27 protein-coding genes are annotated in these 23,252 nt (G+C 53.9%); 14 read left to right on the top strand and 13 right to left on the bottom strand.

Features of this window, described 5'->3' with window-relative positions; genetic code table 11:
• Positions 1–183 precede the first annotated feature (183 nt).
• Complete coding sequence (locus tag ACXJJC_RS05750; RefSeq protein ID WP_456370057.1) at positions 184–537, bottom strand: YlbF/YmcA family competence regulator; 354 nt, start codon at positions 535–537, stop codon at positions 184–186.
• Positions 538–682: 145 nt separating this feature from the next.
• On the opposite strand from ACXJJC_RS05750, the gene ACXJJC_RS05745 reads away from it, so the two are divergent.
• Genes ACXJJC_RS05745 through ACXJJC_RS05695 form a run of 11 tightly spaced genes read left to right on the top strand, consistent with a single transcriptional unit; the run spans position 683 to position 6,691 of the window.
• The gene (locus ACXJJC_RS05745) at positions 683–1,264 is read left to right on the top strand and encodes a 50S ribosomal protein L15e (protein ID WP_456370055.1); all 582 of its coding nucleotides are present in this window, start codon (positions 683–685) and stop codon (positions 1,262–1,264) included.
• Positions 1,265–1,279: 15 nt separating this feature from the next.
• On the top strand, positions 1,280–1,717 hold the full coding sequence (locus ACXJJC_RS05740; RefSeq protein ID WP_456370054.1) for an RNA-binding domain-containing protein: 438 nt from the start codon (positions 1,280–1,282) through the stop codon (positions 1,715–1,717).
• Positions 1,710–2,288, top strand: coding sequence for an RNase P subunit p30 family protein (locus ACXJJC_RS05735; RefSeq protein ID WP_456370052.1), 579 nt, complete (start codon positions 1,710–1,712; stop codon positions 2,286–2,288). The genes ACXJJC_RS05740 and ACXJJC_RS05735 overlap by 8 nt, the downstream gene beginning before the upstream one ends.
• Positions 2,285–2,668 (top strand): Rpp14/Pop5 family protein, encoded by a 384-nt coding sequence (locus ACXJJC_RS05730; protein ID WP_456370050.1) that lies wholly within the window; start codon positions 2,285–2,287, stop codon positions 2,666–2,668. The genes ACXJJC_RS05735 and ACXJJC_RS05730 overlap by 4 nt, the downstream gene beginning before the upstream one ends.
• Positions 2,616–3,356 carry an archaeal proteasome endopeptidase complex subunit alpha gene (gene psmA / locus ACXJJC_RS05725; protein ID WP_456370048.1) on the top strand — a complete coding sequence of 247 codons (741 nt, stop codon included), beginning with the start codon at positions 2,616–2,618 and terminating at the stop codon, positions 3,354–3,356. The genes ACXJJC_RS05730 and psmA overlap by 53 nt, the downstream gene beginning before the upstream one ends.
• Positions 3,357–3,369: 13 nt before the next feature.
• Positions 3,370–4,071: a ribosome assembly factor SBDS gene (locus tag ACXJJC_RS05720; RefSeq protein ID WP_456370046.1), complete on the top strand. Its 702-nt coding sequence runs from the start codon at positions 3,370–3,372 to the stop codon at positions 4,069–4,071.
• 3 nt (positions 4,072–4,074) lie between these two features.
• Positions 4,075–4,749: an exosome complex RNA-binding protein Rrp4 gene (gene rrp4 / locus ACXJJC_RS05715; protein WP_456370044.1), complete on the top strand. Its 675-nt coding sequence runs from the start codon at positions 4,075–4,077 to the stop codon at positions 4,747–4,749.
• Positions 4,739–5,509, top strand: a complete 771-nt coding sequence (gene rrp41 / locus ACXJJC_RS05710; protein WP_456370042.1) for an exosome complex exonuclease Rrp41 — start codon at positions 4,739–4,741, stop codon at positions 5,507–5,509. Before rrp4 ends, rrp41 begins: the two co-directional genes overlap by 11 nt.
• Positions 5,502–6,281, top strand: coding sequence for an exosome complex protein Rrp42 (gene rrp42, locus ACXJJC_RS05705; protein WP_456370062.1), 780 nt, complete (start codon positions 5,502–5,504; stop codon positions 6,279–6,281). Before rrp41 ends, rrp42 begins: the two co-directional genes overlap by 8 nt.
• A 3-nt stretch (positions 6,282–6,284) precedes the next feature.
• Positions 6,285–6,551 carry a 50S ribosomal protein L37Ae gene (gene rpl37A, locus ACXJJC_RS05700; protein WP_456370040.1) on the top strand — a complete coding sequence of 89 codons (267 nt, stop codon included), beginning with the start codon at positions 6,285–6,287 and terminating at the stop codon, positions 6,549–6,551.
• Positions 6,548–6,691: a TFIIB-type zinc ribbon-containing protein gene (locus tag ACXJJC_RS05695; protein ID WP_456370039.1), complete on the top strand. Its 144-nt coding sequence runs from the start codon at positions 6,548–6,550 to the stop codon at positions 6,689–6,691. The genes rpl37A and ACXJJC_RS05695 overlap by 4 nt, the downstream gene beginning before the upstream one ends.
• 8 nt (positions 6,692–6,699) lie before the next feature.
• Here the strand turns inward: ACXJJC_RS05695 and ACXJJC_RS05690 are convergent, their stop codons facing one another.
• Positions 6,700–7,128 carry a DUF2231 domain-containing protein gene (locus ACXJJC_RS05690; RefSeq protein WP_456370037.1) on the bottom strand — a complete coding sequence of 143 codons (429 nt, stop codon included), beginning with the start codon at positions 7,126–7,128 and terminating at the stop codon, positions 6,700–6,702.
• 19 nt (positions 7,129–7,147) lie between these two features.
• Entirely contained in the window at positions 7,148–7,723 is a 576-nt protein-coding gene (gene rbr, locus ACXJJC_RS05685; protein ID WP_456370061.1) for a rubrerythrin, read from the bottom strand.
• 183 nt (positions 7,724–7,906) lie between these two features.
• On the opposite strand from rbr, the gene ACXJJC_RS05680 reads away from it, so the two are divergent.
• On the top strand, positions 7,907–8,665 hold the full coding sequence (locus ACXJJC_RS05680) for a class I SAM-dependent methyltransferase (protein WP_456370036.1): 759 nt from the start codon (positions 7,907–7,909) through the stop codon (positions 8,663–8,665).
• An 11-nt stretch (positions 8,666–8,676) separates the two neighbouring features.
• On the opposite strand, the gene dnaG is transcribed toward ACXJJC_RS05680, so the two are convergent.
• Positions 8,677–9,912 carry a DNA primase DnaG gene (dnaG, locus tag ACXJJC_RS05675; protein ID WP_456370035.1) on the bottom strand — a complete coding sequence of 412 codons (1,236 nt, stop codon included), beginning with the start codon at positions 9,910–9,912 and terminating at the stop codon, positions 8,677–8,679.
• Between the two features lie 86 nt (positions 9,913–9,998).
• On the opposite strand from dnaG, the gene ACXJJC_RS05670 reads away from it, so the two are divergent.
• Entirely contained in the window at positions 9,999–11,186 is a 1,188-nt protein-coding gene (locus ACXJJC_RS05670) for an MFS transporter (protein ID WP_456370034.1), read from the top strand.
• Here the strand turns inward: ACXJJC_RS05670 and ACXJJC_RS05665 are convergent.
• From ACXJJC_RS05665 to fhcD, 9 genes are all read right to left on the bottom strand, one after another.
• On the bottom strand, positions 11,160–12,161 hold the full coding sequence (locus ACXJJC_RS05665) for a radical SAM protein (protein ID WP_456370032.1): 1,002 nt from the start codon (positions 12,159–12,161) through the stop codon (positions 11,160–11,162). The genes ACXJJC_RS05670 and ACXJJC_RS05665 overlap by 27 nt on opposite strands.
• 59 nt (positions 12,162–12,220) lie before the next feature.
• Complete coding sequence (locus ACXJJC_RS05660; RefSeq protein WP_456370031.1) at positions 12,221–13,414, bottom strand: TldD/PmbA family protein; 1,194 nt, start codon at positions 13,412–13,414, stop codon at positions 12,221–12,223.
• Positions 13,414–14,691 (bottom strand): TldD/PmbA family protein, encoded by a 1,278-nt coding sequence (locus ACXJJC_RS05655; RefSeq protein WP_456370029.1) that lies wholly within the window; start codon positions 14,689–14,691, stop codon positions 13,414–13,416. The genes ACXJJC_RS05660 and ACXJJC_RS05655 overlap by 1 nt, the downstream gene beginning before the upstream one ends.
• A 1-nt stretch (position 14,692) precedes the next feature.
• A complete protein-coding gene (locus ACXJJC_RS05650) occupies positions 14,693–16,249 on the bottom strand; it encodes a DUF5591 domain-containing protein (protein ID WP_456370027.1) in 1,557 nt (518 codons plus the stop codon).
• Entirely contained in the window at positions 16,236–17,666 is a 1,431-nt protein-coding gene (gene tgtA / locus ACXJJC_RS05645) for a tRNA guanosine(15) transglycosylase TgtA (protein WP_456370025.1), read from the bottom strand. The genes ACXJJC_RS05650 and tgtA overlap by 14 nt, the downstream gene beginning before the upstream one ends.
• Before the next feature lie 134 nt (positions 17,667–17,800).
• Positions 17,801–18,448 (bottom strand): cytochrome c biogenesis protein, encoded by a 648-nt coding sequence (locus ACXJJC_RS05640; RefSeq protein WP_503421140.1) that lies wholly within the window; start codon positions 18,446–18,448, stop codon positions 17,801–17,803.
• A gap of 54 nt (positions 18,449–18,502) precedes the next feature.
• Positions 18,503–19,714 (bottom strand): threonine ammonia-lyase, encoded by a 1,212-nt coding sequence (gene ilvA, locus ACXJJC_RS05635; protein ID WP_456370024.1) that lies wholly within the window; start codon positions 19,712–19,714, stop codon positions 18,503–18,505.
• 7 nt (positions 19,715–19,721) lie between these two features.
• Positions 19,722–21,293 (bottom strand): tRNA uridine(34) 5-carboxymethylaminomethyl modification radical SAM/GNAT enzyme Elp3, encoded by a 1,572-nt coding sequence (locus tag ACXJJC_RS05630; protein WP_456370023.1) that lies wholly within the window; start codon positions 21,291–21,293, stop codon positions 19,722–19,724.
• A 367-nt stretch (positions 21,294–21,660) separates the two neighbouring features.
• Positions 21,661–22,554: a formylmethanofuran--tetrahydromethanopterin N-formyltransferase gene (gene fhcD / locus ACXJJC_RS05625; protein WP_456370021.1), complete on the bottom strand. Its 894-nt coding sequence runs from the start codon at positions 22,552–22,554 to the stop codon at positions 21,661–21,663.
• Positions 22,555–22,699: 145 nt separating this feature from the next.
• On the opposite strand from fhcD, the gene ACXJJC_RS05620 reads away from it, so the two are divergent.
• A partial coding sequence (locus ACXJJC_RS05620; protein ID WP_456370019.1) for an NrpR regulatory domain-containing protein occupies positions 22,700–23,252 on the top strand: 553 nt, incomplete at its 3' end.

Below are 23,252 nucleotides of genomic sequence, written 5' to 3'. Positions count from 1 at the left end.
GATGAAGTCCGCAACGTAGAGAAAGGAAATAGCCCAGACAGCCGCCACGATGAGCAGTATTCTGATCAGCCTGACCCGAATTGCAACGAGAATCTCAGCGATCTCCTTCACTGTAATTTCAGACATCGTTGAAAGAGTGCTGAAAACAGTTTAAATACATTGCCTGAAAATTTAAAAGGAATTTCAGCTCCTGTAAACCTCTCCGAAGTCGAAGTCGAGCTCCTGGCTTATGAGGTCTCCAACCTCCCCGAGAAGGTTGACAAGCTTCGTGTAAGCTTCCATAAAGTTCCTCACGCTCTCGAGCTCGTTCAGCCTGTTCTGCAGGTTCGTGAGGCTGTCGAGGAGAGCCTCGTCCATCTCTCCCATCAGCTGCTTGGACACGAACTCCTGCTGCTTCTCCTGAAACTCAATCAGAAGGCTCTGAGCGAGCTCATCCTGCTTGAGCACCTCTTCAGTGCTCACGAATTCCCTATACTCCTCACTTTCAGCAATAGATTTTGCAAGATCTACCGCCTTCTGCTTGATCACATCATTCATCTACTTCACCTACCTTTCTCCCCGCCTCTTGCCCGTAACTATTTTAATCTTTCGGTGAAAGCCTTGCCTGAGAGGAGAGGGGGACGATATATTTATTAAGCGAATCAGAATACCCGGAGCAATCACGCTAATGGAGGGTTAAAAAATGAAATCCGCTTACGCGTATATTAGAGAGGCATGGAAGAACCCGTGGGAGGGTTACGTCGGACAGCTGATGTGGGAGAGGCTGCAGAAGTGGAGGAGAGAACCGGCAGTCGTCAGAATTGAAAGGCCAACGAGGCTTGACAGGGCAAGGGCGCTCGGATACAAGGCGAAGAAGGGAGTCATTGTCGTAAGGGTGAGAATAAGGAGGGGTGGAAGGAGAGCCAGCAGGCCCAACAAGGGTAGGAAAACCAAGAACCTCATGGTCAGCAGGCTCACTCCGAAGAAGAACCTGCAGTGGATCGCAGAGGAGAGGGCAGCGAGAAAGTACCCGAACATGGAGGTTCTCAACTCATACTGGGTTGGTGAGGACGGAAGGTACAAGTGGTTCGAGGTCATACTGGTGGACAGATCGCACCCCGCAATCCTGAGCGATCCTCAGCTTTCCGGAATAGCCAAGCAGAGGGGAAGAGTGTTCAGGGGGCTTACATCCGCAGGCAGAAAGGCGAGGGGGCTCAGGAGGAAGGGAAGAGGAGCAGAGAAGGTCAGACCGAGCTACAGGGCCAACTTCAGGAGGAAGGAGTAATCCCACCACATTTTTATGAAAATTGAGAACGTAACCGTTTCTGCTATAGTTTACTCAACTGAAGATCCAGAAAAGGTAGCTCATGCCCTGTCAACCCTTTTCCCCTTCGAGTTCGAGATCCTCGCGAGCAACGTCACCGGTCACTACGGCAACCCGATGAAGTTTCTCGAAGTCGAGCTTAAAAGGAAGAGAGAGATACGGGAGTTCTGGAACCACCTGGTGGAAGAGCTCGGAGATCAGAGGAATGTGCTCCTCGAGTTTGTCGAGGATCTCGTCGACGAGGATGGAGTTCTGCACATAAGGGTTGACAAGCAGTCCGCGTACCTCGGGAAGGTTGAGCTTTCCTTCGGAGGAGACTCCATAGCGATCAGGGCAAAGCTCGTGACGTTTCCCTCGAAAAGGGAAAAGATTTTAGAGTTTGCCCGAAAAATTATTGCGGAAGGGTATGATTGATTTCATAAGGTTTGACTACACGGGCAGCATCGATTTTGGCTTTAGTAGATACGTTGTCTTCGGCGACGATACTGAGAGCAATGTTCAGGGGTGCATGATTACCGCAAGCAGCACCGCAGAGCTGAGGGAAAGGCTTAGGAACTCCAGAGGGTTCATCGGTGTTGCAAGCGAGAGGCCGGAGGTTAACAGGTACGCGGTCATGAGGAAGAAGGTGGACGTTCTTCTTGACTTTCCAGACAGAAAGCTCGACTACCCCACATTCAAGCTGGCAAGGGAGAAGGATGTCCTGATCGAATTCTCCCTTTCGTCCCTTATGAGGGTGAGCAGGGCAAGAAGGGTGAAGCATGCCGAGGAGCTGAGGACTGCATTCCGTGTGGTGAACAAGTTCGATACTCCATTCATCCTGACCAGCGGCGCAGTGGAGTTCTACGAGATGAGGAGTGCAAAGCAGATTTACGAGGTGTTCTCCTACTTTGGGGCAAACGTGGAAAAGGCGATGTTCTGGGCGGAAAGACTACACAGGAGGCTGTTCGACGATAGGTACATCATGGATGGAGTGGAGATCCTGTGAGGGCGCTTCCACCATCCCTCAGGAAGAGAAAAAGATATATTGCTTTCAGAATTATTTCGGAAGAGAGCATCGACAGAGACGAGATGATCTCGGCCCTCTGGGACTCGGTGATGTCCCTCTTTGGGGAGTTCGACGGTGTGAACTTCAGGCTCATCGAGTTCGGCAACAACACCGGAATTGTGATGTGCTCGCATAGGGAGGTGAATAAATTAAAAATAGCATTAACCATGATTAACAGAGCAGGAGATAAAAAAATACTCCCGATGATTCTGGGAGTTGCCGGCACGATAAAAAGCTGTAAGAAAAAGTATCTGGAGGTGTTGACGAATGCAAATTCCGCAGATGGGATACGACAGGGCCATAACGATCTTCAGCCCTGACGGTAGGCTGTATCAGGTTGAATACGCAAGAGAGGCTGTCAAGAGAGGTGCCACGGCGATCGGAATAAAGACAAAGGAGGGCGTCGTGGTTCTCGCGGACAGGAGAGTCGGAAGCAGGCTCCTCGAAGCAGATACCATTGAGAAGATCTACAAGATTGACGAGCACATATGTGCAGCGACGTCAGGCCTTGTCGCGGACGCGAGGGTTCTCGTGAGCAGAGCGAGACTGGAGGCCCAGATAAACAGGCTCACGTACGATGAGCCGATCGGAGTTAAGGAACTCGCCAGAAAGATCTGCGATTTCAAGCAGCAGTACACCCAGTACGGTGGGGTTAGACCGTTTGGGGTCTCGCTCCTCATAGCAGGTGTTGACAAGGTTCCGAAGCTCTTCGAAACAGACCCAAGTGGTGCGCTTCTCGAGTACAAGGCCACCGCCATAGGATCGGGAAGACAGGAGGTGATGGAGTACTTCGAGAAAGAGTACAGGGAGGATCTGAGCCTCGAGGACGCGATAATCATGGGCCTGGTCGCGATGGGTAAGGCGATAAATGGCGAGATAGCGGCTGACGGGATAGAAGTAGGCATCGTGAGTGTGGAAGACAGGAAGTTCAGGCTCCTTGAAGGAGAAGATCTGGCACAGTACATAGAGCAGGCAAACGAGAAGCTCAGAGAGGAGCTCTCCAAGTGAGGAGGGGGCTCCGATGGTATCACTGGAGAAGGCAGTGATTGCAAGGCTCAGGAAGGGAGGAGAGACCTTCGAGGTGCTCGTCGATCCTTACCTCGCGAGGGACCTCAAGGAGGGCAAGGAAGTGAACTTCGACGACCTCGTTGCAGTGGAGGAGGTGTTTCACGACGCTAAAAAAGGTGACAGAGCATCCATAGACGACATCGAGAAGATCTTCCAGACGAGGGACATAAGGGAGGTCATAAAAAGGATAATTCTCGAGGGAGAGGTGCAGATAACCGCCGAGCAGAGGAAGGAGATGCTCGAGCAGAAGAAGAGGCAGATAATAGAGTACATAAGGAGGAACGCGATTGATCCGAGAACCAATGCCCCCCACACATACGCGAGAATCGAGGCGGCCATGGAGGAGGCGAGGGTGAGCGTGGACATTTTCAGGCCTGTGGAGGCGCAGGCGAGAGAGATAGTGAAAGCCCTCAAGCCGATTCTTCCCCTCAAGTTTGAGGAAGTCGAAATCGCAATCAAGATCCCCCCTGAACACACCGGAAAGGCCATAGGTGCACTTTACAACTTTGGAACGGTAATAAACGAGGAGTGGCAGAGAGACGGGAGCTGGATATGTGTCATGAGGATTCCTGCGGGAATGCAGGGAGACCTGATGGACCTGCTCGGAAAGGTTGCGAAGGGTGAGGCGATGACGAAGATTCTCAAAAGGAGGTGAACCATGGCAAGAGCAATCGTACTGCCCGGTGAGCTGCTTGCCACCAACCCGAAAGTGGCAGGCAGCGGAACTTATGTGGAAAACGGGAAGGTGTACGCAAAATTCCTCGGTCTCCTTGACAGAACGGACACGAGCGTCAGAGTTATTCCCCTCAAGGGGAGGTACATTCCGTCCATCGGTGACGTCGTCATCGGAATCGTCAGAGAGGTCACGGCCAACGGGTGGATCGTCGACATTAATTCCCCGTACCAGGGCTTTCTGCCCGTGGCCGAGAATCCGGAGATGAGGCCGAACAAAAAGCCAAACGACGTGCTGGACATTGACGACGTGATAATTGCGAAGGTCGTGAACATAGACCCCAAGATGAAGGTCACGCTGACGATGAAGGACAAGATGTGCAGGGCTGTCAGGTTCGGCAGGATAGTCGCGATAAACCCGGCGAGGGTACCGAGGGTGATCGGGAAGAAGGGCAGCATGATAAAGCTCTTCAAAACCGAACTCGGAGTGCAGATAATCGTCGGAAAGAACGGGCTCATCTGGGTGAGTGGTGACAGGAGAAAGGCAAATATCGTTGAAGAGGCAATCTACATTATCGAGTCCGAGGCCCACACCGAGGGGCTGACAGACAGAATAACCGAGTTCGTTAAAAGGAGGAAGGGTGAACTGAATGGTAAGTGAAGATGTTAATCGAATTGATGGTGAGATTCAGCTCATAGTGGACGGGAAGAGGCTCGACGGAAGAGAGTTCGACGAGCTTAGGCCAATCAAGATAAAGGTTGGCGTTCTTAAGAGAGCTGATGGTTCGTGCTACCTCGAAATGGGAAGAAACAAGGTAGTTGCGGCAGTTTACGGGCCAAGGGAGGTGCACCCGAGACACCTCCAGGATCCGGTGCAGGCCGTGGTGAGGTACAGGTACAACATGGCTCCGTTCAGCGTTGAGGAGAGGAAGAGGCCTGGACCAGACAGGAGGAGCGTTGAGATTTCCAAGGTCAGCAGAGAGGCTATTGAGGCAGTTGTGATGAAGGAGCTGTTCCCGAGGAGTGGAATAGACGTTTTTGTGGAGGTTCTTCAGGCTGATGCGGGTAGCAGGACTGCATGCCTGAACGCCGCGAGCGTTGCGCTGGTAGATGCAGGCGTGCCAATGAGGGGGATGATATCGAGCGTCGCGGTTGCAAAGGTTGACGGCGTTCTCGTTCTCGACCCCATGAAGGAGGAGGACAACTACGGACAGGCGGACATTCCGTTCGCGTTTTTCATAAGGAACGACAGGATAGAGTCCATTGCCCTTCTGCAGATGGATGGGAGGGTCTCGAAGGATGAGTTCAAGGAGGCCCTCGAGATGGCGAAGAAGGGTGCCATGGAGATATACAGGATGCAAAAGGAGGCCATAAAGGCCAAGTATGTTGTCGAGGAAGAGGAGGTAGATGAAATTGAATGAGGACATTCTTCTCGATATTCGCAGAGATTACGTTCTCAGCAAGCTCAGGGATGGAGAAAGGATTGATGGAAGGAAGTTCGACGAGTACAGGAACATAGAAATAGAGGTCGGGCTGATTGAGAAGGCAGAGGGGTCTGCTCTGGTAAAGATAGGCAACACGCAGGTTGTTGTCGGAATAAAGATGCAGCCCGGGGAGCCGTTTCCGGACACGCCGGACAAGGGAATAATAATAACAAACGCCGAACTCGTGCCCCTCGCCTCTCCCACGTTCGAGCCCGGTCCTCCAGACGAGCACTCCGTCGAGCTCGCGAGGGTCGTGGACAGAGGCATAAGGGAGAGCGAGGCAGTCGACCTCAGCAAGCTCTGCATTGAAGAGGGAGAGAAGGTCTGGCTCGTGTTCATAGACATACACGCCCTCGATGACGACGGGAACCTGATGGACGCCTCGGCACTTGCCGCAATTGCAGCGCTGCTCAACACCACCGTCCCGGCAGAAAGGTACGAAGTCGGTGACGACTTCCCCCTGCCGGTCAGAGACCTTCCAGTAGCCGTCACGACACAGATCATCGGAGAATACGCTGTTGTCGACCCGATCAAGGATGAGGAGAGCGCGTCGAAAAACTTTATAACAGTAACCACCGACAGCGAGGACAACATAGTTGCCATGCAGAAGAGTGGCAGCTATCTGCTCGATGAGGAGAGGCTCTTTGAAATATTGGAAACGAGCATAAGGAAGGCGAGGGAGAATAGGAAACTGCTGAGAGAGGTGTGAAAAATGCCGAGAACGAAGAAGGTTAAGATGGCCGGGAGGTTCGGTCCGAGATACGGAATCAGGATAAGGAGGAGCATAATCGAAATAGAGACGCAGCAGAGGAAGAAGTACGTCTGCAAGAAGTGCGGAAAGAGGGCTGTGAAGAGAGTTGGCACGGCGATATGGGAGTGCAGGAGCTGCGGATACAAGTTTGCCGGTGGCGCCTACATACCTGTATCGCCAGCTGCCAAGATAGTAGAGCAGGCGGTCAGCAAGGGTAGGGGATTATGAGCGTTTTCATCTGCGTTTTTTGCGGTGCGGAAGTTGATGTGGATCTCGACAGGAACCTGATACAGTGCGCCAAGTGCGGCAGCAGGGTTGTGATGAAGCCCAAGCCTCCGGCCCTCAAGAAGAGGGTCAGGGCCATCTGAGAAATATTTTATTTTGCCCTGTACTTCCTGACGAGGGCAGAATTCAAAGCTCCGTGGACAAGCCTTCCCCCATATTCTCCCGTTACTGCGAAGAACAGCAGAGCGAGTGCGAAGGGCAGGACGCTTTTTGTCGCGAGATACAGGATGACGAAGACGTAGCCAGCGACTGCCGTGGTGATCTTTCTGTCCATGAGCTGGAATCTTTTGAAGTCGTACCTGTACCTCCAGTCCACAACGCCGGAGAGCATGGTGAGGGGAGTTATCAGCCCCACGACGAGCATCATGTAGTAGCTCGCATCCCTCAGACATGCAGTGTCCTGCAGCATGCTCAGGACATAGAACGAGAACGCGGCGGGTGTGAGGCCGTTGTTCATGTGGGTGAGGATGGGATGAACATTCCTCAGAGTCACGAGTCTCGCCAGCAGCGGTACCTCCATAGGTGTTCACCGAAAAAATTTAAAGAGATAGAAAGTCCTTCGCAACGTAGTAAGATCTCGCGTGCCCGCAGCTCGGGCACTCTTCCGGTGGTTCCGTGCCAACGTGCACGTAGCCACACTCTAAGCAGATCCACTCAACCTCCTGGTCCCTTTTGAAGAACGTTCCGCGTTCTATCGCCTCAAGCAGCACCCTGTACCTCTTCTCATGATGCTCCTCGGCCTTGGCTATCGCTCTCAGCCTCTCGGCAATGTGCGGAAAGCCCTCCCTTTCAGCAACCTCGGCAAACTCAGGATACATCCTCGTGTGCTCGTGGTTCTCACCGGCTATCGCGGCTTTCAGGTTCTCAACGGTCGAAGCCCAGACAAGCGGGGCCTCAGCCTCCTCAACAACCACGCTCTCACCATCCCCCCTCAGTTCCTGAATGAACTTGAGAAGGTTTTCCGCGTGCTCCTTCTCATTCTCAGCGGTCTCGAGAAACACTTTCCGGAGGAAAACGTATCCCTCATCCTTTGCAACCTTCGCGTAAAACGTGTAGCGATTTCTCGCCATGCTCTCTCCCATAAAAGCCTTTACGAGATTTTTCAGAGTTTCCACAAACTTCACCTCCACACAAGCGAGTGCACCCTCATATCAGGTTTTGGAATGACAATATTTAATCGTTGTCCTTAGATCCGGTCAGTGATCTCTACGCAGATTCCTCACACTTTGTGTTACAAAACAAAAATATTTTATTATCAAGTATACACGCAAGTTCAGAAAAATGTCACCGGTGGAGAGATGAGGGAGTATGCGGGAGTGAAGGAGTGCCTGAGGGTTTACTGGGACGCGATCTCGAGAGACTATGAGAGGATCAGAGGATGCAGGAGCTACGAGGAGAAAAACGCGTGGAAACGCTCGTTCCAGAAGCACCTGAACCTCAGAAAAGGAAGGATACTGGATGTTGGAACCGGAACCGGATTCGTTGCGAGGATTCTCGTCGAAATGGGGCACGAGGTCACTGCAATCGACATCTCGGAGAAGATGATTGAGGTCGCGAGGAGGATGACCCAGAAGGAGGGCCAGAGCGTAGACTTCAGGGTGGGGGACGCGGAAAACCTCGAATTCGAGGACTGCACGTTTGACGCGGTGGTGTGCAGGTACGTCCTCTGGACGCTCCCAAATCCCGAAAGGGCGGTGAGAGAGTGGGCGAGGGTGCTGAAAGAAGGAGGGAGGATCGTCATAGTGGACGGTGTGTGGTGTGACGGCACGCTCACGTCGAGAGTCAGGAGCATTCTGGGAAAGCTGGGACTGGCGGTCCACGAGAGGATGAATCCCCTGAAGTTCGGGTACGGAAGAAACGTGGACTCTGCAATACCCTTTGTCAACGGTGTGAAGCCCGAAGAGCTGGTGAGAATTCTCAGAGTGTGCGGGTTCGAAAGCGTTACTGTCGAGTGGCTCGACAGGGTTAAGAAAGCGTGGCTGAAAAACCTGCCCTTACTTCTCAGAATGTCCTGGAACAGGCCGATTTACGCAGTCAGCGGCGTGAAGCGGAAATAAAAAATAAAAAATCAGATCTGGTCGAAGGTCATGATACTGACATTTGACGGGACCTTAACAACGCTTCCCATCCTAACCCCAACGAGCAGACTTATGTTCCTCTTCGCGGCCAGATCGACCACTCTCTGAGTTATGACTCCGTCAAACACTATCCCCTGAGCCTTCACGTTGTTGGACTTCAGCAGCTTCACCAGATCCCTCACAGGCACCTCCTTGACGACCTCGAAGTTGCCGTCCAGCAGCCTCGCCTTCAGGTTGCCCTCAACCTCCTCCTTGTGCTTCCTGAGAATCGCGGTGATGTTCTTCCTGTCAACCCTCTCCTCAGACTCCTGCTTCTCTTCCGTCTTCTTCTCCTCGGACTTCTCCGTGGCCCTGTCCTTCTCCGACCTGGCCTCTTTCGCTTCCTTCTTGTCCTCCTTGTGCTTCAGCACGTGAACCTGCTCGACGGGTATCTTGTTTCTGAGGGACTTGACAATCTCCTTCTGCGTCAGGTCCTCGACCCCCTTGCCCTCTGGAGCTCTCGCGACGTAATCTATGTCCGCGACCTGAAGCAGCTCCTTGAGAATCAGGTCTCCACCTCTGTCCCCGTCAAGGAATGCCGTGACTGTCTTTCTCTTGCTCAGTTCAACGATGGTCTTGGGGATGTTGGTCCCCTCGACGGCTATCACGTTCTTTATACCATGCTTGAGCAGGTTCAGAACATCCGCTCTGCCCTCGACCACGATTATCGCATCGCTCTCGTCTATCGCTGGACCGGCCGGCAGCCTGTCCTCTCCGTACTCTATAATCTCCTCCGTCCTTATAGCCTGCCTGACGAGGTCCGCTATCTTCTCGCTCTCGATCTCGGGCTCCTCAAACAGCTCCCTGAGAATGTCCTTTGCCCTCTCAACGATCTTCTTCCTCTTGCTCGCCCTGACATCCTCGATCTTTATTACCTTGATTTTCGCCGCGCACGGCCCAACTCTCTCAATGGTCTCCAGAGCTGCAGCGAGTATTGCCGTCTCGATCTTGTCGAGGCTGCTCGGAACCCTGATTTCGCCAAAGCTCTTGCCTCCCTTGCTCTCTATCTTGACCTCTATCCTGCCTATCCTCCCTGTCTTCTGGAGCTCTCTGAGGTCGAGGTCATCTCCAAGGAGCCCTTCAGTCTGGCCGAATATTGCTCCAACGACGTCTGGCCGTTCAACAACACCTTCTGCCACTATCTCGGCGTGTATGAGATACTTTGTGGTATCACTCGGTGCTTTCATTGTTCTCACCTCTTGTCCACTGCCACTTTTTGGCAAGTTATTTTGATGGAAACCTTATATATACTTTGTTGATAGCCGGTAATCTGGTGACGACTGAGAGCGAGAAAGGCGATCGACTGCTCTTCACGGCCTCTCTCGTGCTTTTCACGATAACAATAGGCGTGGGAATTATCTCTCCTATCCTTCCAGTCATAGCGGAGAACATGGGTGCCGCGGGGATAACTATCGGGCTGATATTTTCCGCTTTCTCAATCTCGAGGCTCGTTTTTCTCCCGCTTTTCGGAAAACTCTCAGACAGGCGCGGCAAAAGGCCGATGGTCATCACAGGACTCACGCTCTACACGGTGCTGGCAATGCTGTACACCCTTGCAAAAACTCCGGAGCAGCTTGTGGCAGTCAGAATCTTCCACGGAATGTCCTCGGCCATGGTTCTGCCCGTAATTCTCGCGATGGTGGCTGCCGCATCTCCTGAAGGCCAGGAAGGAAGGTACATGGGCATTGCGAACAGGTCGATATTCATCGGAATGGCCTTCGGCCCGCTGATTGGGGGTGCTATCTCAGACCTCTTCAGCTTCAGTCTGGCCTTCGCCTCCATGAGCCTCATGAGTCTGATCAGCCTTGCCCTCGTTGTCGCAACTCTTCCAGAAATCGAGTCCGAAGGAGGAAGGAGGAGGGGAAATGGAGACGGCCTGACCAGGAACGTGATTTTCGCAATCATATACAGGGTTCTCAACTCGACAGGGAGGGGGAGCATAATGACCTTCCTGCCCGTTTACGGCTACCTCATAGGTCTTAGCTACACACAGATAGGCGTGCTGGTTTTCGCCAATCTGCTCGCTTCAGGCATCCTCCAGCCGTACGCGGGAACTTTTTCCGACAGGAAGGGTTTTACCCTTCCGGTGATCATGTCATCCGTTACATCGGCCCTGATACTGTACACGATCCCTTCCACATCCAGCTTCCCCGCACTCCTAACCCTATCAGCAATCCTCGGCACCACATCTGCCCTGGCTCTGCCGGCAGTTAGCGGGCTGATAGCGGTGGAGGGAAAGGGGTCCGGCAACCTCGGCGGGCTGATGGGATACTTCTCAGCCTCGAAAAGCCTTGGAAGGGCAGTTGGCCCACTAATAGCCGGAGCGCTGTATGATCTCGGAGGAGGGGGACATGAGGGAATTTACCTGGCGTTCTCGGTCTCCGCCCTCCTCACGGTGGCCGCGGGACTCCTGTTCTGGGCCGGCGTGAGGGACTCACACCAGGTTATCGAGGTGGAGTGACGCGATTTCCAGAGCCTTCCTCATCTCCTCCCTGCTCAGCCTTCTCGATATCTCCGGATAATCCTTAGCTTTAAACGCTGGCCAGTACTGGAACATCAGGTTGAACCTCACATCCCTCCCGAGATTTTCAGAGACCCACCTCACCACCCTTTCGGTGCAGCACTCGACGTGAGAGGGCATCACTAAGTGTCTTATCAGGAGCTCTTCATGTTCCTTTGCCCTGAGAAGGTTTCTCGTGACGGTTTCAAAGTAGTTCCTGACCTTCGAGTACCTTTCAGCACATGAATCGCTGCCATATTTGAAATCACCCAGCCAGACATCCACAACATCCTCTATGACCCCGGCGAGGGTTTCTGAGTGGTACATGTTGGAATTCCACACCACCGGAATGTTTGACTCGACGTGGAGCAGGGTTTCAAGGATCGTGTGGGCATGCTGATCCGGGTTTCCCCCAACGAAGTTCACGTTCCTGCTGCCCTGCCTCCTGCGTATGTCTATCAGCATACCCAGCTCCCTTGGGCTGGCTAAGCGATCGTCCCCGTAAACAATGTCGAAGTTCTGGCAGAAGACGCAGGCAAAGGTGCAGCGGTTGAGGAAAATGGTGTGGGAGGGCACGAGTTCCGGTTCCTCGCCGAAGTGAAGAAACTCGCTGCTGTAGTAGCTCTCCACACCACACCCGCAGAAGCCCGTCTTCTCGTACCTGTTGACCCTGCACTTCCTCTCGCAGAAAACACACTCCTTCAGGAGCTCCCTTAGGTAATCCACCTTGAGGTGCAGAAACGAGTACTCTGCTGGCTTTTTGCTGAGTATCTCTGCTCCCTCTTTCCTCCAGATTTTGAGAAACTCCTTTTTGTGCTCCCGGTGTGCGTCCTCCAGGCTGTCTGTCCTCTCAGCCTCCATCCTCCTCGCTATCTGAAACTTTGCAGGAAGTTCATTTGAATTCACAAGCCCGTACCTCTCCAGACCCGGGACCACGGATAACAATTGTGAGAAGGAGTATATTAGGGTTGGTCAAAAAATGAAACTTCCGGAGGTCACACCTTAATCTCAACACCCTCAAACACGATTTCGGGTGTGACCGTGTGGCCCACCTGCCTAACATTTTCGCCGAAGTGGCTTATCCTCTTCAGGAGGTCATAAACATTGTCGTAGATCATCGCTCCCTTTACACCCCTTCCATCGACGATCGCGTTCATGAGCTCGAGACTGAAGTCTCCGCTGACGAAGTTGGAGGTGTGCGCGCCTATGAACGCGTGCACGTAAATGCCCTCCCGCTCGCCCCTTTCAGGGTGTTCGAGAACGACGTTGGTCGGGCTTGTTGCCGGATACGATGTGTAGTCGTCTCTGAACCCGTTTCCAGTCGGATTTTCCGGCATGTGCTTGAAGTCGGAGAGGTAGCCCTCGACCACACCGTCCCTGACGAGGCGCTTCCTCCTCGTGACCACACCCTCGTCGTCGAATGAACACGAGTTTATCCCCCAGGGCATCGTTGGATCGTCCGAGATTGACAGGCCGTTAAAGGCCTCTCTGCCCATTATCTCGGCCACCCTGCTCCTGCCGCGCCTTATGTTCTCGTAGTAAAACGCGGGATAGAGCGCGTACGTCAGAAGCTGGTCCACCGCTATGGGGGAGAGCGTTACCGTGTACCTCCCCGCGTCGATCTTCTCAGCCTTACTGTCGGCTCTCGCAAGCTCCAGAGCATTCTCGGCAAACTGTTCTGGTCTGAAGTCGATCTTTCTCGACTCGTGGTACTCGTAGGCACTTCCAGTGCCGTGCACGGCCTCAACCACAACTCCTGCAAGGCTTTCCCGCTCCGAGTACTCAACACCGTTTGAGTTAACAACTTCCCTCTCCACGATCTCCACAGAAAAGTGCGCAGAAGCTACGCCTCCAACTGCGGCTATGGCCTCCCCGTAGTCCCTCAGCTCATCTTCCAAAATACCTTCCACGGACCTGTCGAAAATCTCGACCCTGTTCGTCCTGCCCTTTTCGGGGAATTCGGTGAGGCTGTCCTGGGACAGCCTTGCAAGCTTAACGGCTTTCTCTGCGAGGGCTTCGGTGATGCGCGTGCCCGAGACCATCGCAACCCTGCCGTCCACTATCACCCTCAGCGCCTCCCCACCCTCATGCTTTTCGGCCACAAGCTTTACTCTGCTGTCCTCGATCAGCACGTACCTGCTGATGACCCTCTCCCTGTAGATCTCCCACTCATCTGCGTTTATCCTCATCACTCTCCCCCCACGAACGCCTTCACAAGAGCCGGTGGGCCGCCGTCCGATACGGGGACGAGCTGTCCGGCTTTTCCACAGAATCCGGGCTCAAAGCTGAGGTCCCTGCCGAGCTTTATGTTCCTGAGGATTTCGAGCGTGTGTCCGCTCAGTGACACATCCCTGACCATCTCCCCGAGTTCCCCGTTCTCGATCACGAACCCGTACTGGGCGTTGAAGTGGAAGTACCCGGTTGCGGGATTCGTCTCTCCCCCTCTCGAGCCGTGGAGCATCACGCCACTTCCCGCGATCTCGAGCAGTTCATCAAGCCCGTACTCTCCCGGAGCTATGTAGGTGTTGCCCATCCTGACTATCGGGATCTCGAGTCCGTCAGATCGTGCGTTTCCTGCCCTGCCACCGAGCCTCCCCGCGGTTTCCCTCGAATTCAGAAATTCCTTCAGCACTCCGTTCTCGATGATCGTCTTCTTCTCAGCCCTGTACCCCTCGTCATCAAAGGGAAAGAAGCCGAACTCCTCGATCATTGGATCGTCATAAACGTTCACGCTCTCGTCGGCAACCTGCTCCCCTATTCTGCCCTTCAGAATTGTGGCGTTCTGGAGGACGTGGTCGCCCTCGACAGCGTGTCCGAAAGCCTCGTGTATGAAGACTCCCGTAAGAGAGGGATTCATTATGACATTCATCTTCCCCGAAGGGGGTGAGGATGCGTTGGATAGCCTGATGGCTATTTTCGCCACCTCTTCGGCACCCTCAACAGCGCTCTCCGCCACCTCGAATCCGCCGACCCTCATCACCCTGTCGGAGTAGAACTGTAGCGTCTTTCCCTTCGCAAACGCCTGAATCACCACCCCGCACCTCGGGATTTCACAGTACACCTCCCCTCCCTCTGAGTTTATTATCCTGACCCTCCTGACGGACTCGATGTACACAACCCTCCTGCTCACCACTCCTTCCTGAGCGATTCTCTCGTCGATGTCCCTGAGCAGCTCCACCTTCTCTTCAAAGTCCACATCCTCAAGGGGTTTTTCCGGCCTGAAAACGTAATTTCCCCTGAACGGTTTTTCATCCACCTCTGAGCGCCCCTCTTCAACCGCCAGCCTCTCCGCCCTCTCCAGCCCGGTTCTGTCATCCACGTCACCGACGAAATACCCCCAGAAGCCGTTTTTCAGCACCCTGAACGACTTGCCTGCGAAATTGGAGAACCTGGGCTTCTCGAGCCTTCCATCCTCAAGGCTGACCTGAAAAGAGTACGAATCAAGCTCCCTTATCTCGTAATACACCTCAATCACCCCTCCGGTACTTCCTTCTCGAAACAACCGCCTTACCATCCAGCTTCCCCATGTCGCTTCCGGGAATCACCGCCTGTCCCACTCCGATGATGCCTGAGTTGTGGTAAACCACGACATCGTTCGGCCTTATCCTCTCATCCGCCTCAAGAACCCCCTTAGAGAATATCGTCCCCTTAACGTCGAACTCGTCTATTCTGACGCTGTACTTTCCGGCAGAAACGAGCAACTCTGCAAGACCTCCGTAAATGTCGAGATTGCCGTACCTCATGTCCACCCTCGCGACCCTTTCTCCGCCCGCAAAGAACTCGAGTCCGGGGTACCTCCCCCTCAACCTGTCTATCTCGAACTCCACGTCGAACTGGTACGAGAGCATGTGCCTGAACATCTCGCGATACAGGTCAAAGAACTGTCTCTCAGACCTCTCAAGAATCTTTCTCAGCTCCTCCCTCGACTCCGCGAACACTACATCCTTTCCGGCAATTTTACCGGCTTTCTCGGCAACCTCCCTGTACCCTCCGTGAAGGTACGCGACCACGTTTTCAAACCTCTCAATGAGGCTTGCGAGTCTGCCGGCCACGTAGTCAACCTCCCACTCGCTCCACACTCCCGTTGTAGGGGTGTCGTAGGAGACTATGGGGTAGACGAGCTCAAGCTCTCTCGGAGCGACGAACGGTGAAGAAATTATTATCTCGTTAATACCCTTCAGAGATTTTCCGAGGTAGCTTCTGAGCTCCCGGTGAGATTTGGACATCATGTAAGGCTTCCTCGCGGAGCACGGCACGAGCAGCACTGTGGGCGATCTCGGGTCGTAAACCTCCCGCATCCTGCTGAAGTAGTACTCAACGTCCGGCCTGAAATACGAGTCCTCCGAGGTGGGGTAAAGCGCGGACCTTCTGAACCTGGAAAAAGGTGCATCTTTCGTGAGGGAATCGAATATCCTGAGCATTGCTGTCGTGTCCGGGCTGAACTTGGCCTTCACCTCCACGAGCTCCCTGAGCCTCTCTGCTTTAAGGGCGGTGCGCACAATGGAGAGCTCCCTCCGCATGGCCTCCGTGTTGTGGTCAGCAAGGAAGTGAAATTCAGAGTCGTATGAGTCCCGGTTTTGACACGCTTTACAGCTGCACGGAAGCTCGGAGAGAGAGTCGAGCCTGTACTCTCCCGAGTCCAGGAGGTACACTCCATCCCTCGCCATTCTCAGAGCCAGAGCGTTGTCGAGGAAGTCCGCACCCATGTACGCGAGAAGCGACGCGTTCTGCGGTGTCGCAATTGCAGATAAGTAAAGAGGAGAACGGCTGGACCTTCTGAACTCAACGATCCGCTCCACAACATCAGCCGGAAACATCCCGGAAAGAACGAGCTTCCCTATCTCTCCTTCCCTGACCAGTTCCATGTAAGCCCTGGGAAGCAGGTCTCTCGCTACCTCGGGAGGTCTTCGCTCCACGAATTTCGAGAGCTCGCCAGCGCTTCTGAGGTCTATCAGGTGCGGAGTCACGATGTCCCCGAACCTTCCCAGCCTCGCGTAGCCGTCCTGCTTCTCAACCCTGAACATCCCCGATGAACCTCCTCCACCTGTCGTCCACGATCAGCCGTATCCTCCTTCCCCTGTGCCTCTCAATGAACCTTTTCAGGCCTTCAGCAGCCATTTCGTACGCCTCATCCTCCACGTCCTCGTACATCTCCGCATGTCCCGCGGGATAGCTCTCCATGAGCTCAGCGGGCACAACGCCAAATGCGGGCCTGAGGTAAAAGTCGGCCACGACGCCAGGGTCGGAGGAGATCACTATCTCGTCCTTCTCCACCTCGACGTTGAGGACCTTCTCCTGATGCCTCCTCACAGCCGGTCTGAAAAGGCTCTCCACTCCGAGGTAAAAGAAAACGCGTTTCACCGACGGATCGTGTTTCTCCATTACGTCGATGAAATCTCTGACGGCCCTCCACGCCCGTATCAGATAGGGGTGCGCCCTTATCCTGTTCTCCACGAGCTCGAACAGTTCGTTGTTTCTGATCGCCTGCTTGACCCTCCTTATCTCCTCGAAGCTCACGTACAGGTTGTGCTCGGCAATCAGCCTCGACCTCTCGCCCTTGTCCATCCTCCTGAGCTCTTCCGGAGTGTGTGACAGGCAGATAGGGCATGAACAGGGGAAGTACTGAAGCTCCTCGAGCTTCAGCGTGCCGTGAGGTGTGAGGTACCTGTCGTCCTTCGCGAAGAGTGCGTAGGCAGCAGAGTCAAACAGATCCACCCCCATCGCCGCGTAGAGGGCAAAGATCATCGGATGGCCCGCACCGAAGAGATGGACCGGTTTTGTAGGCCTCAGAACGGACTTCGCGGTCAGCACGATTCTCGCAACCTCCTCAAAGCGGTATGAGTCGAGGAGGGGGACCACAGCCCCTATCGCAAAGACGTCTCCGTTAATTCCGTTGGCAGACTCCGCAGAAATTTTCCTTAGGTCGTAGTGGGTCGAGCCCTGAATTGGCACTGAGAGAAGGTTATCGTGACCGTAACTCTCGTGAATCCTCTCGGCCTCCCTCTCCCTCTCGAGCGTCACCTCGAGATCCCTCCTGGCCGTCTCGTAATCCGCGTCTGGGGGTGTGGGAATGTCGAGCGGAGTCACAACATCGCTCCCGATCTCGTTCTGGAACCTGACGATCTCCTCGTTGGTCACCTCAACGTCCCCGTAGACCATCAGCTGGAAGCTGCCGCTGTCGGTCATCACCGGCATGTCCACGCCGAGAAGAGAGTGGAGGCCCCTCTTCAGTGCCACCTCCCTCAGCTTTCCGCTCCGGTAAATTATGTAGGAGTTCGTGATCATCATCTCCGCACCGTACCTTTTGAGGTCAGCAGCAGGAATGAAGTCAATGTTTGGATTTATCACGGGCAGAAGAGCGGGAGTCTCCACAGTACCGTGGGGAGTGCGAAGCTTCCCGATTCTCCCCATGGCGTCTTTCGCCACTATTTCAAAGCGCATGGATGAAGTAAACTGCAGAGTTTAAAAATTATTTGAGGAGTTTTTCGAGGTCCCTGACCTTCTTGAGAGTCAGCAGGAACATTGCAAGAACTACCAGCATCACAACAGTCGATGCGAGAAAAACTGCGGTAAAGTCACTCACCAGCGATCACCTCCTCGAGCTTATCCAGCCTGTAATTAACGAGAGTGTACGCAGCGAACAGCAGGATGAAGGCCGTAATTACCATTCCGAGGGGCATCCCTATCTTTACATCAAGCGCCTCGACCTTCGGATGGAGAGAGAAGAAAATCTGAGACGACAGGTAGCTGAGCGGTACTGTGACGTAGGCGAAAATCGAGTAGATTGCCGATATTCTCGCCCTGTCTGGGGGGGAGTCTATGCTCTCCCTTAGTGCGAAGTACGCCGCGTAGACGAACCACAGGATCAAAACCGTGGTTTCCCTCGGGTCCCAGTTCCAGAACGTTCCCCACGCGACGTTGGCCCATATGCTCCCGCTCACAAGGGCAGCAGTTATCAGGAAAAAGCCTGCCTTTGCGGAGTTCTTCGCCACCAAGTCAAACCTGAAGTCACTCTTAACGAGGTACAGTATAGAGGCCACGAGGGTTACGGTAAAGGCCACAAACGACGTTATTGCTGCCGGAAGGTGAAAGAAGATTATGCGGTAGTTGTCCTTCAGAATCGGAGACGGTGAACTCGGCAGAGACATCGCACTGTATATGGCAAAGATGAACACGACTGCAGCCAAAACCGCAAGCACCGCTTCCTTTTGCATGATGCTTATTGCTCGATTAAGTTTAAAAAACTAACCCAGCAGTTTTTTGCATATACTGTAAAATCAAATTCTCTCAAACTGGTAGCCCCTCGACCTCAGCTCGTTCAGTATCCTCTCCACCACGGCAGGTGATTCCACCTCGAGAGCGATCTGAAGAGCCGTATGCCACGCTGGTGCACTCAGATCTTCTCTGTGGTGAATCACGTCCACGATGTTTCCCCGGTGCCTTGCCACGATCCCGGTAACCTCGCTCAGCTTTCCGGGTGAGTCGGGGACGTAACCCCTTATTACCGCAAGCCTTCCGGAGTTCACAAGTCCCCTGATTATCAGCCGGTATATCGTGGTCAGGTCGATGTTTCCCCCCGACACAACGACGGCCACTTTCCTGCCAGAAACGTCCACCTTCCCTCCGAGAATCGCCGCCACGCCTGCAGCTCCCGCACCCTCGGCGAGAACCTTCTCGTACTCGAGCAGAAAGTAAATTGCCCTCGCGATGTCGTCCTCGCTCACAGTCACGACCCTGTCCACGAGCTCCCTCACGAGCTGGAACGTGATCTTCCCCGGTTTCTTGGTGGCAAGCCCGTCGGCGATCGTGGGTTTAACCTCCACATCCAGGATCCTCCCTGCCTTCAGAGATGCGGCGAACTTTGGAGCATTCTCAGGCTCGACGCCTATTACCTCCACCTCAGGATTTTCACTCTTCACGACCGCGGAAATTCCGGAGATGAGACCCCCTCCTCCCAGCGGCACGATGACCGCGTCAAGGTCGTCTATCTGCCCCATCATCTCGATTGCCACGGTGCCCTGTCCTGCAACAATGTCGGGGTCGTCAAAGGGGTGAACGAACACCAAGCCCCTTTCCTTAGAGAGCTCCACTGCCCTCCTCTCGGCATCGTCGTACACCCTTCCGTGCAGCACGACTTCTGCACCGAGCCTTCTTGCCGATTCAACCTTCATTATCGTGGCAAACTCCGGCATCACAACGGTGCAGGGTACACCGTACACCGACGAGGCGTACGCAACGCCAAGAGCGTGATTTCCGGCTGACGCTGCAATCACACCACCAACCCTTCCGATCTTGTGGACTTTGTAAAGAGCACCCCTTATCTTGAAGCTCCCGGTTTTCTGAAGGTTTTCAAGCTTCAGGTAAACCTCTCCTCCAGCGATCTCGCTGAGAGCATCGCTGTAGTCCACAGGAGTCGTGTATACGTGCTCAGAAATTATCTCCCTCGCCTCTCTCGCACGGGCAGATATCTCCTCAATGCCGACCAACACCACCACCTCAAAGCCTCTTGACCATGTACTCAAACTCCTTCCTGTAGCCGTGTTTCCTGTAGTAGTCCCTCACGCCGACTCCGCTTATCACTGCTATTCGATCGTACCGCTCTTTTGCAATTTCCTCGGCGAGGCTCAGCAGTCTCTCTCCAAAGCCACGGTGCTGGAAGGCTTTTTCGTCCCTCTGACCAATCCCTACTGCCTTCCCGTAAACGTGGAGCTCCCTTACAAGCGCGGCACCCTCAAGCTCAGGAACGAACGGATTTCTTGGGAACCTCAGCCTTATGAAGCCAACCAGCACCTCTCCCGTGCTGTCTTCGAACGATATGAAGAACTCCCTGCCGCCACTTGCCTCATACTCTCTCACGACCTCTTCAAAGTCCTCCTCCCTGTAGCTACCAAGCTTATGGCCCGCTTCCCTGCACCTTATGCACCTGCACGAGTATCCCAGCTCCTTCAGCCTCTCGTGGACGAGCTGCCTTACATTGCCCTTGTCGAGCCCTACAGCTTTGTCAACCGGAATGTCGCGCTGTATGCGCTGAATTCTGACGTACTCGGGAATGTACCTCTTCGCCCTCGCAATGAGTTCAACAACCTCCTCCGTGGTGTAGGGCCTGTATTCTCCCCTCTCGTACATCTCGTAGAGCTTCGTGCCCTTGACCACGAGAGTGGGGTAGATCTTCAGGTAGTCCGGTCTGAAGTCAGGGTTTTCGAAGAGTGTCCTGAACATCTTAAGGTCCCTTTTGAAGTCAGATCCGGGCAAACCCGGCATGATGTGGTAGCCAACCTTGAAAGCCGAGTCCCTCAGCCTCTTGGTGGCACTTATGACGTCCCCCACCCCATGCCCCCTCTGAATTCTCTCAAGAACGTCGTCGTAAACGCTCTGAACCCCAAGCTCAACCTTCGTACCTCCGAACCTGAGCATCTCAACTATGTGCTCCTCTCTCGCATAGTCCGGCCTCGTCTCGAACGTCATTCCAACGCATCTCGCTCTCGCCCTTTCATTGTCCCTCTTGGCAGCATCAAGATCGCTGTAACGCTTCTCCTCATTCTCGAAGCTGTTCAGGGCGGAGTAGATCCCGAGAATGAAGCTCCTCTTGTAATCATCATTCCTCGCCGGAAACGTGCCACCCATCACGATGATCTCCACCTTGTCCACATCATGCCCTATCTCCTTGAGCTCTCTTAGCCTCGCAGTCACCTGCCTGAATGCATCGTAACCGTGCTGTCTTCCCCTCTGAGCTGCGGGCTCGAAGCCTATGTAGCTCTGCGGTGTGTCGAACTCCACACCCCCGGGGCATGGAACGCACTTGCCGTGCGGACACTTTGCTGGGGAGGTCATAACACTGACAACAGCAACACCGCTTATCGTTCTGACGGGTTTCAGCCTGAGAATTTCTCTGAGCGTCTCGTAAAGGGGATCTCCTTTAACCGCCCTGAGAATGTCAGCGTCAGACGGTATCGTGGAGAGAGAGTACTTCTTGGCTATCCTCTTTTTGATTCTGGCCACCTCTCCCTTGTCCGCTCTGCCAGTTCTGGCGATCTCCAGAGCCATCTCCCTAAGGGCTTCGACGGTCATTCCCTTAAAGTGAGGAAAAGCTGGTTAAAAAGGTGACGGCGATGACGGGCAGGACTTCTGCAACTTCAGCGACACACCGAGTCTTGGGGGCGAAAGAGCTTTATAGCGGGTTGGGCAAGTCCTTGCGGAGTGATGAGTGAATCCAATTCTGAGCCCCGCGATGATGAGGTAGCCCGCGACTGAAATTTGCCTCTACCTCCCGCATCCCGGGAGGTCACCAATTCAACACCGCAATTCTCGGAAATTGCCAGAACTCCTGCCACTTTAAACCGCATATCCTTGGCGAAATTCCTTCTACCACGCCCTCACCAGCAGAAACAGGGTTTGTTGTAAAAGGTAAAAAGCAGTGCCCGGGAAAATAAAAGGGTTAGAAGAGCTCGTTCAGATGGATAAGGTGCTTTCCAAGCTTCCCACCGTAGTTCCCTGCCGTTATTTTCACGACCCCCGGAATCTTCGTTGCCGCCTCAATTCCAGCCCTCGTGGCCTCCTTAACGGCATCAATGCTGATTCCGTTGATGACGATCTCGTATATTGCCTTCACGCCTTCTGGAACCTGCGTGTCCGGGACCTGATCCCTTATGCTCGGCGCGAACTTTTCATTTGTCGTTGCGTTCAAAAACTTGTACTTGTTCGCCCCGACCTTGGAGCCTGATGCCACTATTCCTCCCGGGAACGGAGTGATGACGCCCTCAACATCCGCGATAGCCTGAACCGCTGCCTTGGCAGCTGCGAGGGCTGAGGGCTGGGTTTCGCCCATTATGAAGAAGTTTCCTCCCGCGATGCCGTTCACGTAGCCTATGTCGTTCTCTATCAGGAAGTCGCCCTCCATCATGGGGATGGCCCACATCTTCCTGCCACCAACATCGACCTGCCTCTCGAATCCGTCTGCAAAGAACCTGAGCTTGTTGCCCGTGTCGAACTTCTCCTCAGCATCAGGCAAACCGTTGAATACTGCAGTTGTCGGCGCTGTCAGAACGCACTGGCCGAGCCTCGCGAGCAGCTGCTGCTCCAGCCCCTTCTTGCTCATGTGACAGATCTGGATGTAGTACCCCGGCCTCCCGTCAGGGGTCTCTGAAGGCAGGGCTTTCTTCTCGATTCCCGCCTCAGCAGGACACATGATGACAGACGTCCCGAAGCCGGTTGCCTCGTTTGCAGCCACATAGGCCCAGTCGAAGTCATAGGCAGTTATCAAAACCCTCGCAATCTTTATGTCGAAGGCCTCCGCAAAAGTCTCCTCAACCTCAACGCCGTTTACCTTCATTAAAACCACCCGAAGGGGTTTCGGCAAAAGACAATATTAATCTTTTGGAATTTCACTCCGACGCGTTTTTCCCTGCCAGGCAGAGAATATATAAATGCATAAAAACATAAGCATTTTTATACTTGCCGTTCTGTGTTAACATCCAATGAGATCAGTTATTGACAATCCAGTGCTATACAACATACTGAAGATTCTCGCAAACTCAGAAATGCCACTCGGAGCAAAGAGCATATCAGAAAAGCTCCAGGAGAGGGGATTCAACGTCAAAAAGGAAACCGTGCAGTACTACCTCAGGATGCTCGACGAGCTGGGCATGACGTGCAAGAGGGGCATGGCTGGACGGACAATATCGGAAAAAGGGCTTGAAGAGCTGAAAAAAGGAATGATCAGGGAGAGGATCGGATCCTTCATCGAACTCAGGGAAGAGTACGCGTACAACGCGAACCTCGACCTCGAAAGGGGGAGGGGGCTTGTCAGCCTGAACGTCGGCATAGTGCATGAGAGCGACTTCACGAAGAGCCTCAAGCTGATAAAGAGGTGCGTGGATTCAGGGCTGGCAATGAGCCCGCTCGTGAAGATTTACGAGAAGGACAGGGACAGGATCAGGCTGAACGACGGAGAAGTTGGAATCGGCCTCGTGAGCACGTCAGTCATAGACGCTGCTCTGATAGGCAACAGAATAGGTTCGACACCGACAT

The organism is Geoglobus sp. (genome assembly GCF_054018175.1).
Note: the sequence above shows the minus strand (reverse complement) of the source record. Positions and strands in the feature narration are given on the sequence as shown.

Coding starts and splice junctions, on each gene's coding strand:
- ACXJJC_RS05750 (WP_456370057.1), bottom strand. CDS start 537: ATGAATGATGTGATCAAGCAGAAGGCGGTAGATCTTGCAAAATCTATT.
- ACXJJC_RS05745 (WP_456370055.1), top strand. CDS start 683: ATGAAATCCGCTTACGCGTATATTAGAGAGGCATGGAAGAACCCGTGG.
- ACXJJC_RS05740 (WP_456370054.1), top strand. CDS start 1,280: ATGAAAATTGAGAACGTAACCGTTTCTGCTATAGTTTACTCAACTGAA.
- ACXJJC_RS05735 (WP_456370052.1), top strand. CDS start 1,710: ATGATTGATTTCATAAGGTTTGACTACACGGGCAGCATCGATTTTGGC.
- psmA (WP_456370048.1), top strand. CDS start 2,616: ATGCAAATTCCGCAGATGGGATACGACAGGGCCATAACGATCTTCAGC.
- ACXJJC_RS05720 (WP_456370046.1), top strand. CDS start 3,370: ATGGTATCACTGGAGAAGGCAGTGATTGCAAGGCTCAGGAAGGGAGGA.
- rrp4 (WP_456370044.1), top strand. CDS start 4,075: ATGGCAAGAGCAATCGTACTGCCCGGTGAGCTGCTTGCCACCAACCCG.
- rrp41 (WP_456370042.1), top strand. CDS start 4,739: ATGGTAAGTGAAGATGTTAATCGAATTGATGGTGAGATTCAGCTCATA.
- rpl37A (WP_456370040.1), top strand. CDS start 6,285: ATGCCGAGAACGAAGAAGGTTAAGATGGCCGGGAGGTTCGGTCCGAGA.
- ACXJJC_RS05695 (WP_456370039.1), top strand. CDS start 6,548: ATGAGCGTTTTCATCTGCGTTTTTTGCGGTGCGGAAGTTGATGTGGAT.
- ACXJJC_RS05690 (WP_456370037.1), bottom strand. CDS start 7,128: ATGGAGGTACCGCTGCTGGCGAGACTCGTGACTCTGAGGAATGTTCAT.
- ACXJJC_RS05680 (WP_456370036.1), top strand. CDS start 7,907: ATGAGGGAGTATGCGGGAGTGAAGGAGTGCCTGAGGGTTTACTGGGAC.
- dnaG (WP_456370035.1), bottom strand. CDS start 9,912: ATGAAAGCACCGAGTGATACCACAAAGTATCTCATACACGCCGAGATA.
- ACXJJC_RS05660 (WP_456370031.1), bottom strand. CDS start 13,414: ATGAGGATAAACGCAGATGAGTGGGAGATCTACAGGGAGAGGGTCATC.
- ACXJJC_RS05650 (WP_456370027.1), bottom strand. CDS start 16,249: ATGTTCAGGGTTGAGAAGCAGGACGGCTACGCGAGGCTGGGAAGGTTC.
- tgtA (WP_456370025.1), bottom strand. CDS start 17,666: ATGCGCTTTGAAATAGTGGCGAAAGACGCCATGGGGAGAATCGGGAAG.
- ACXJJC_RS05630 (WP_456370023.1), bottom strand. CDS start 21,293: ATGACCGTCGAAGCCCTTAGGGAGATGGCTCTGGAGATCGCCAGAACT.
- fhcD (WP_456370021.1), bottom strand. CDS start 22,554: ATGAAGGTAAACGGCGTTGAGGTTGAGGAGACTTTTGCGGAGGCCTTC.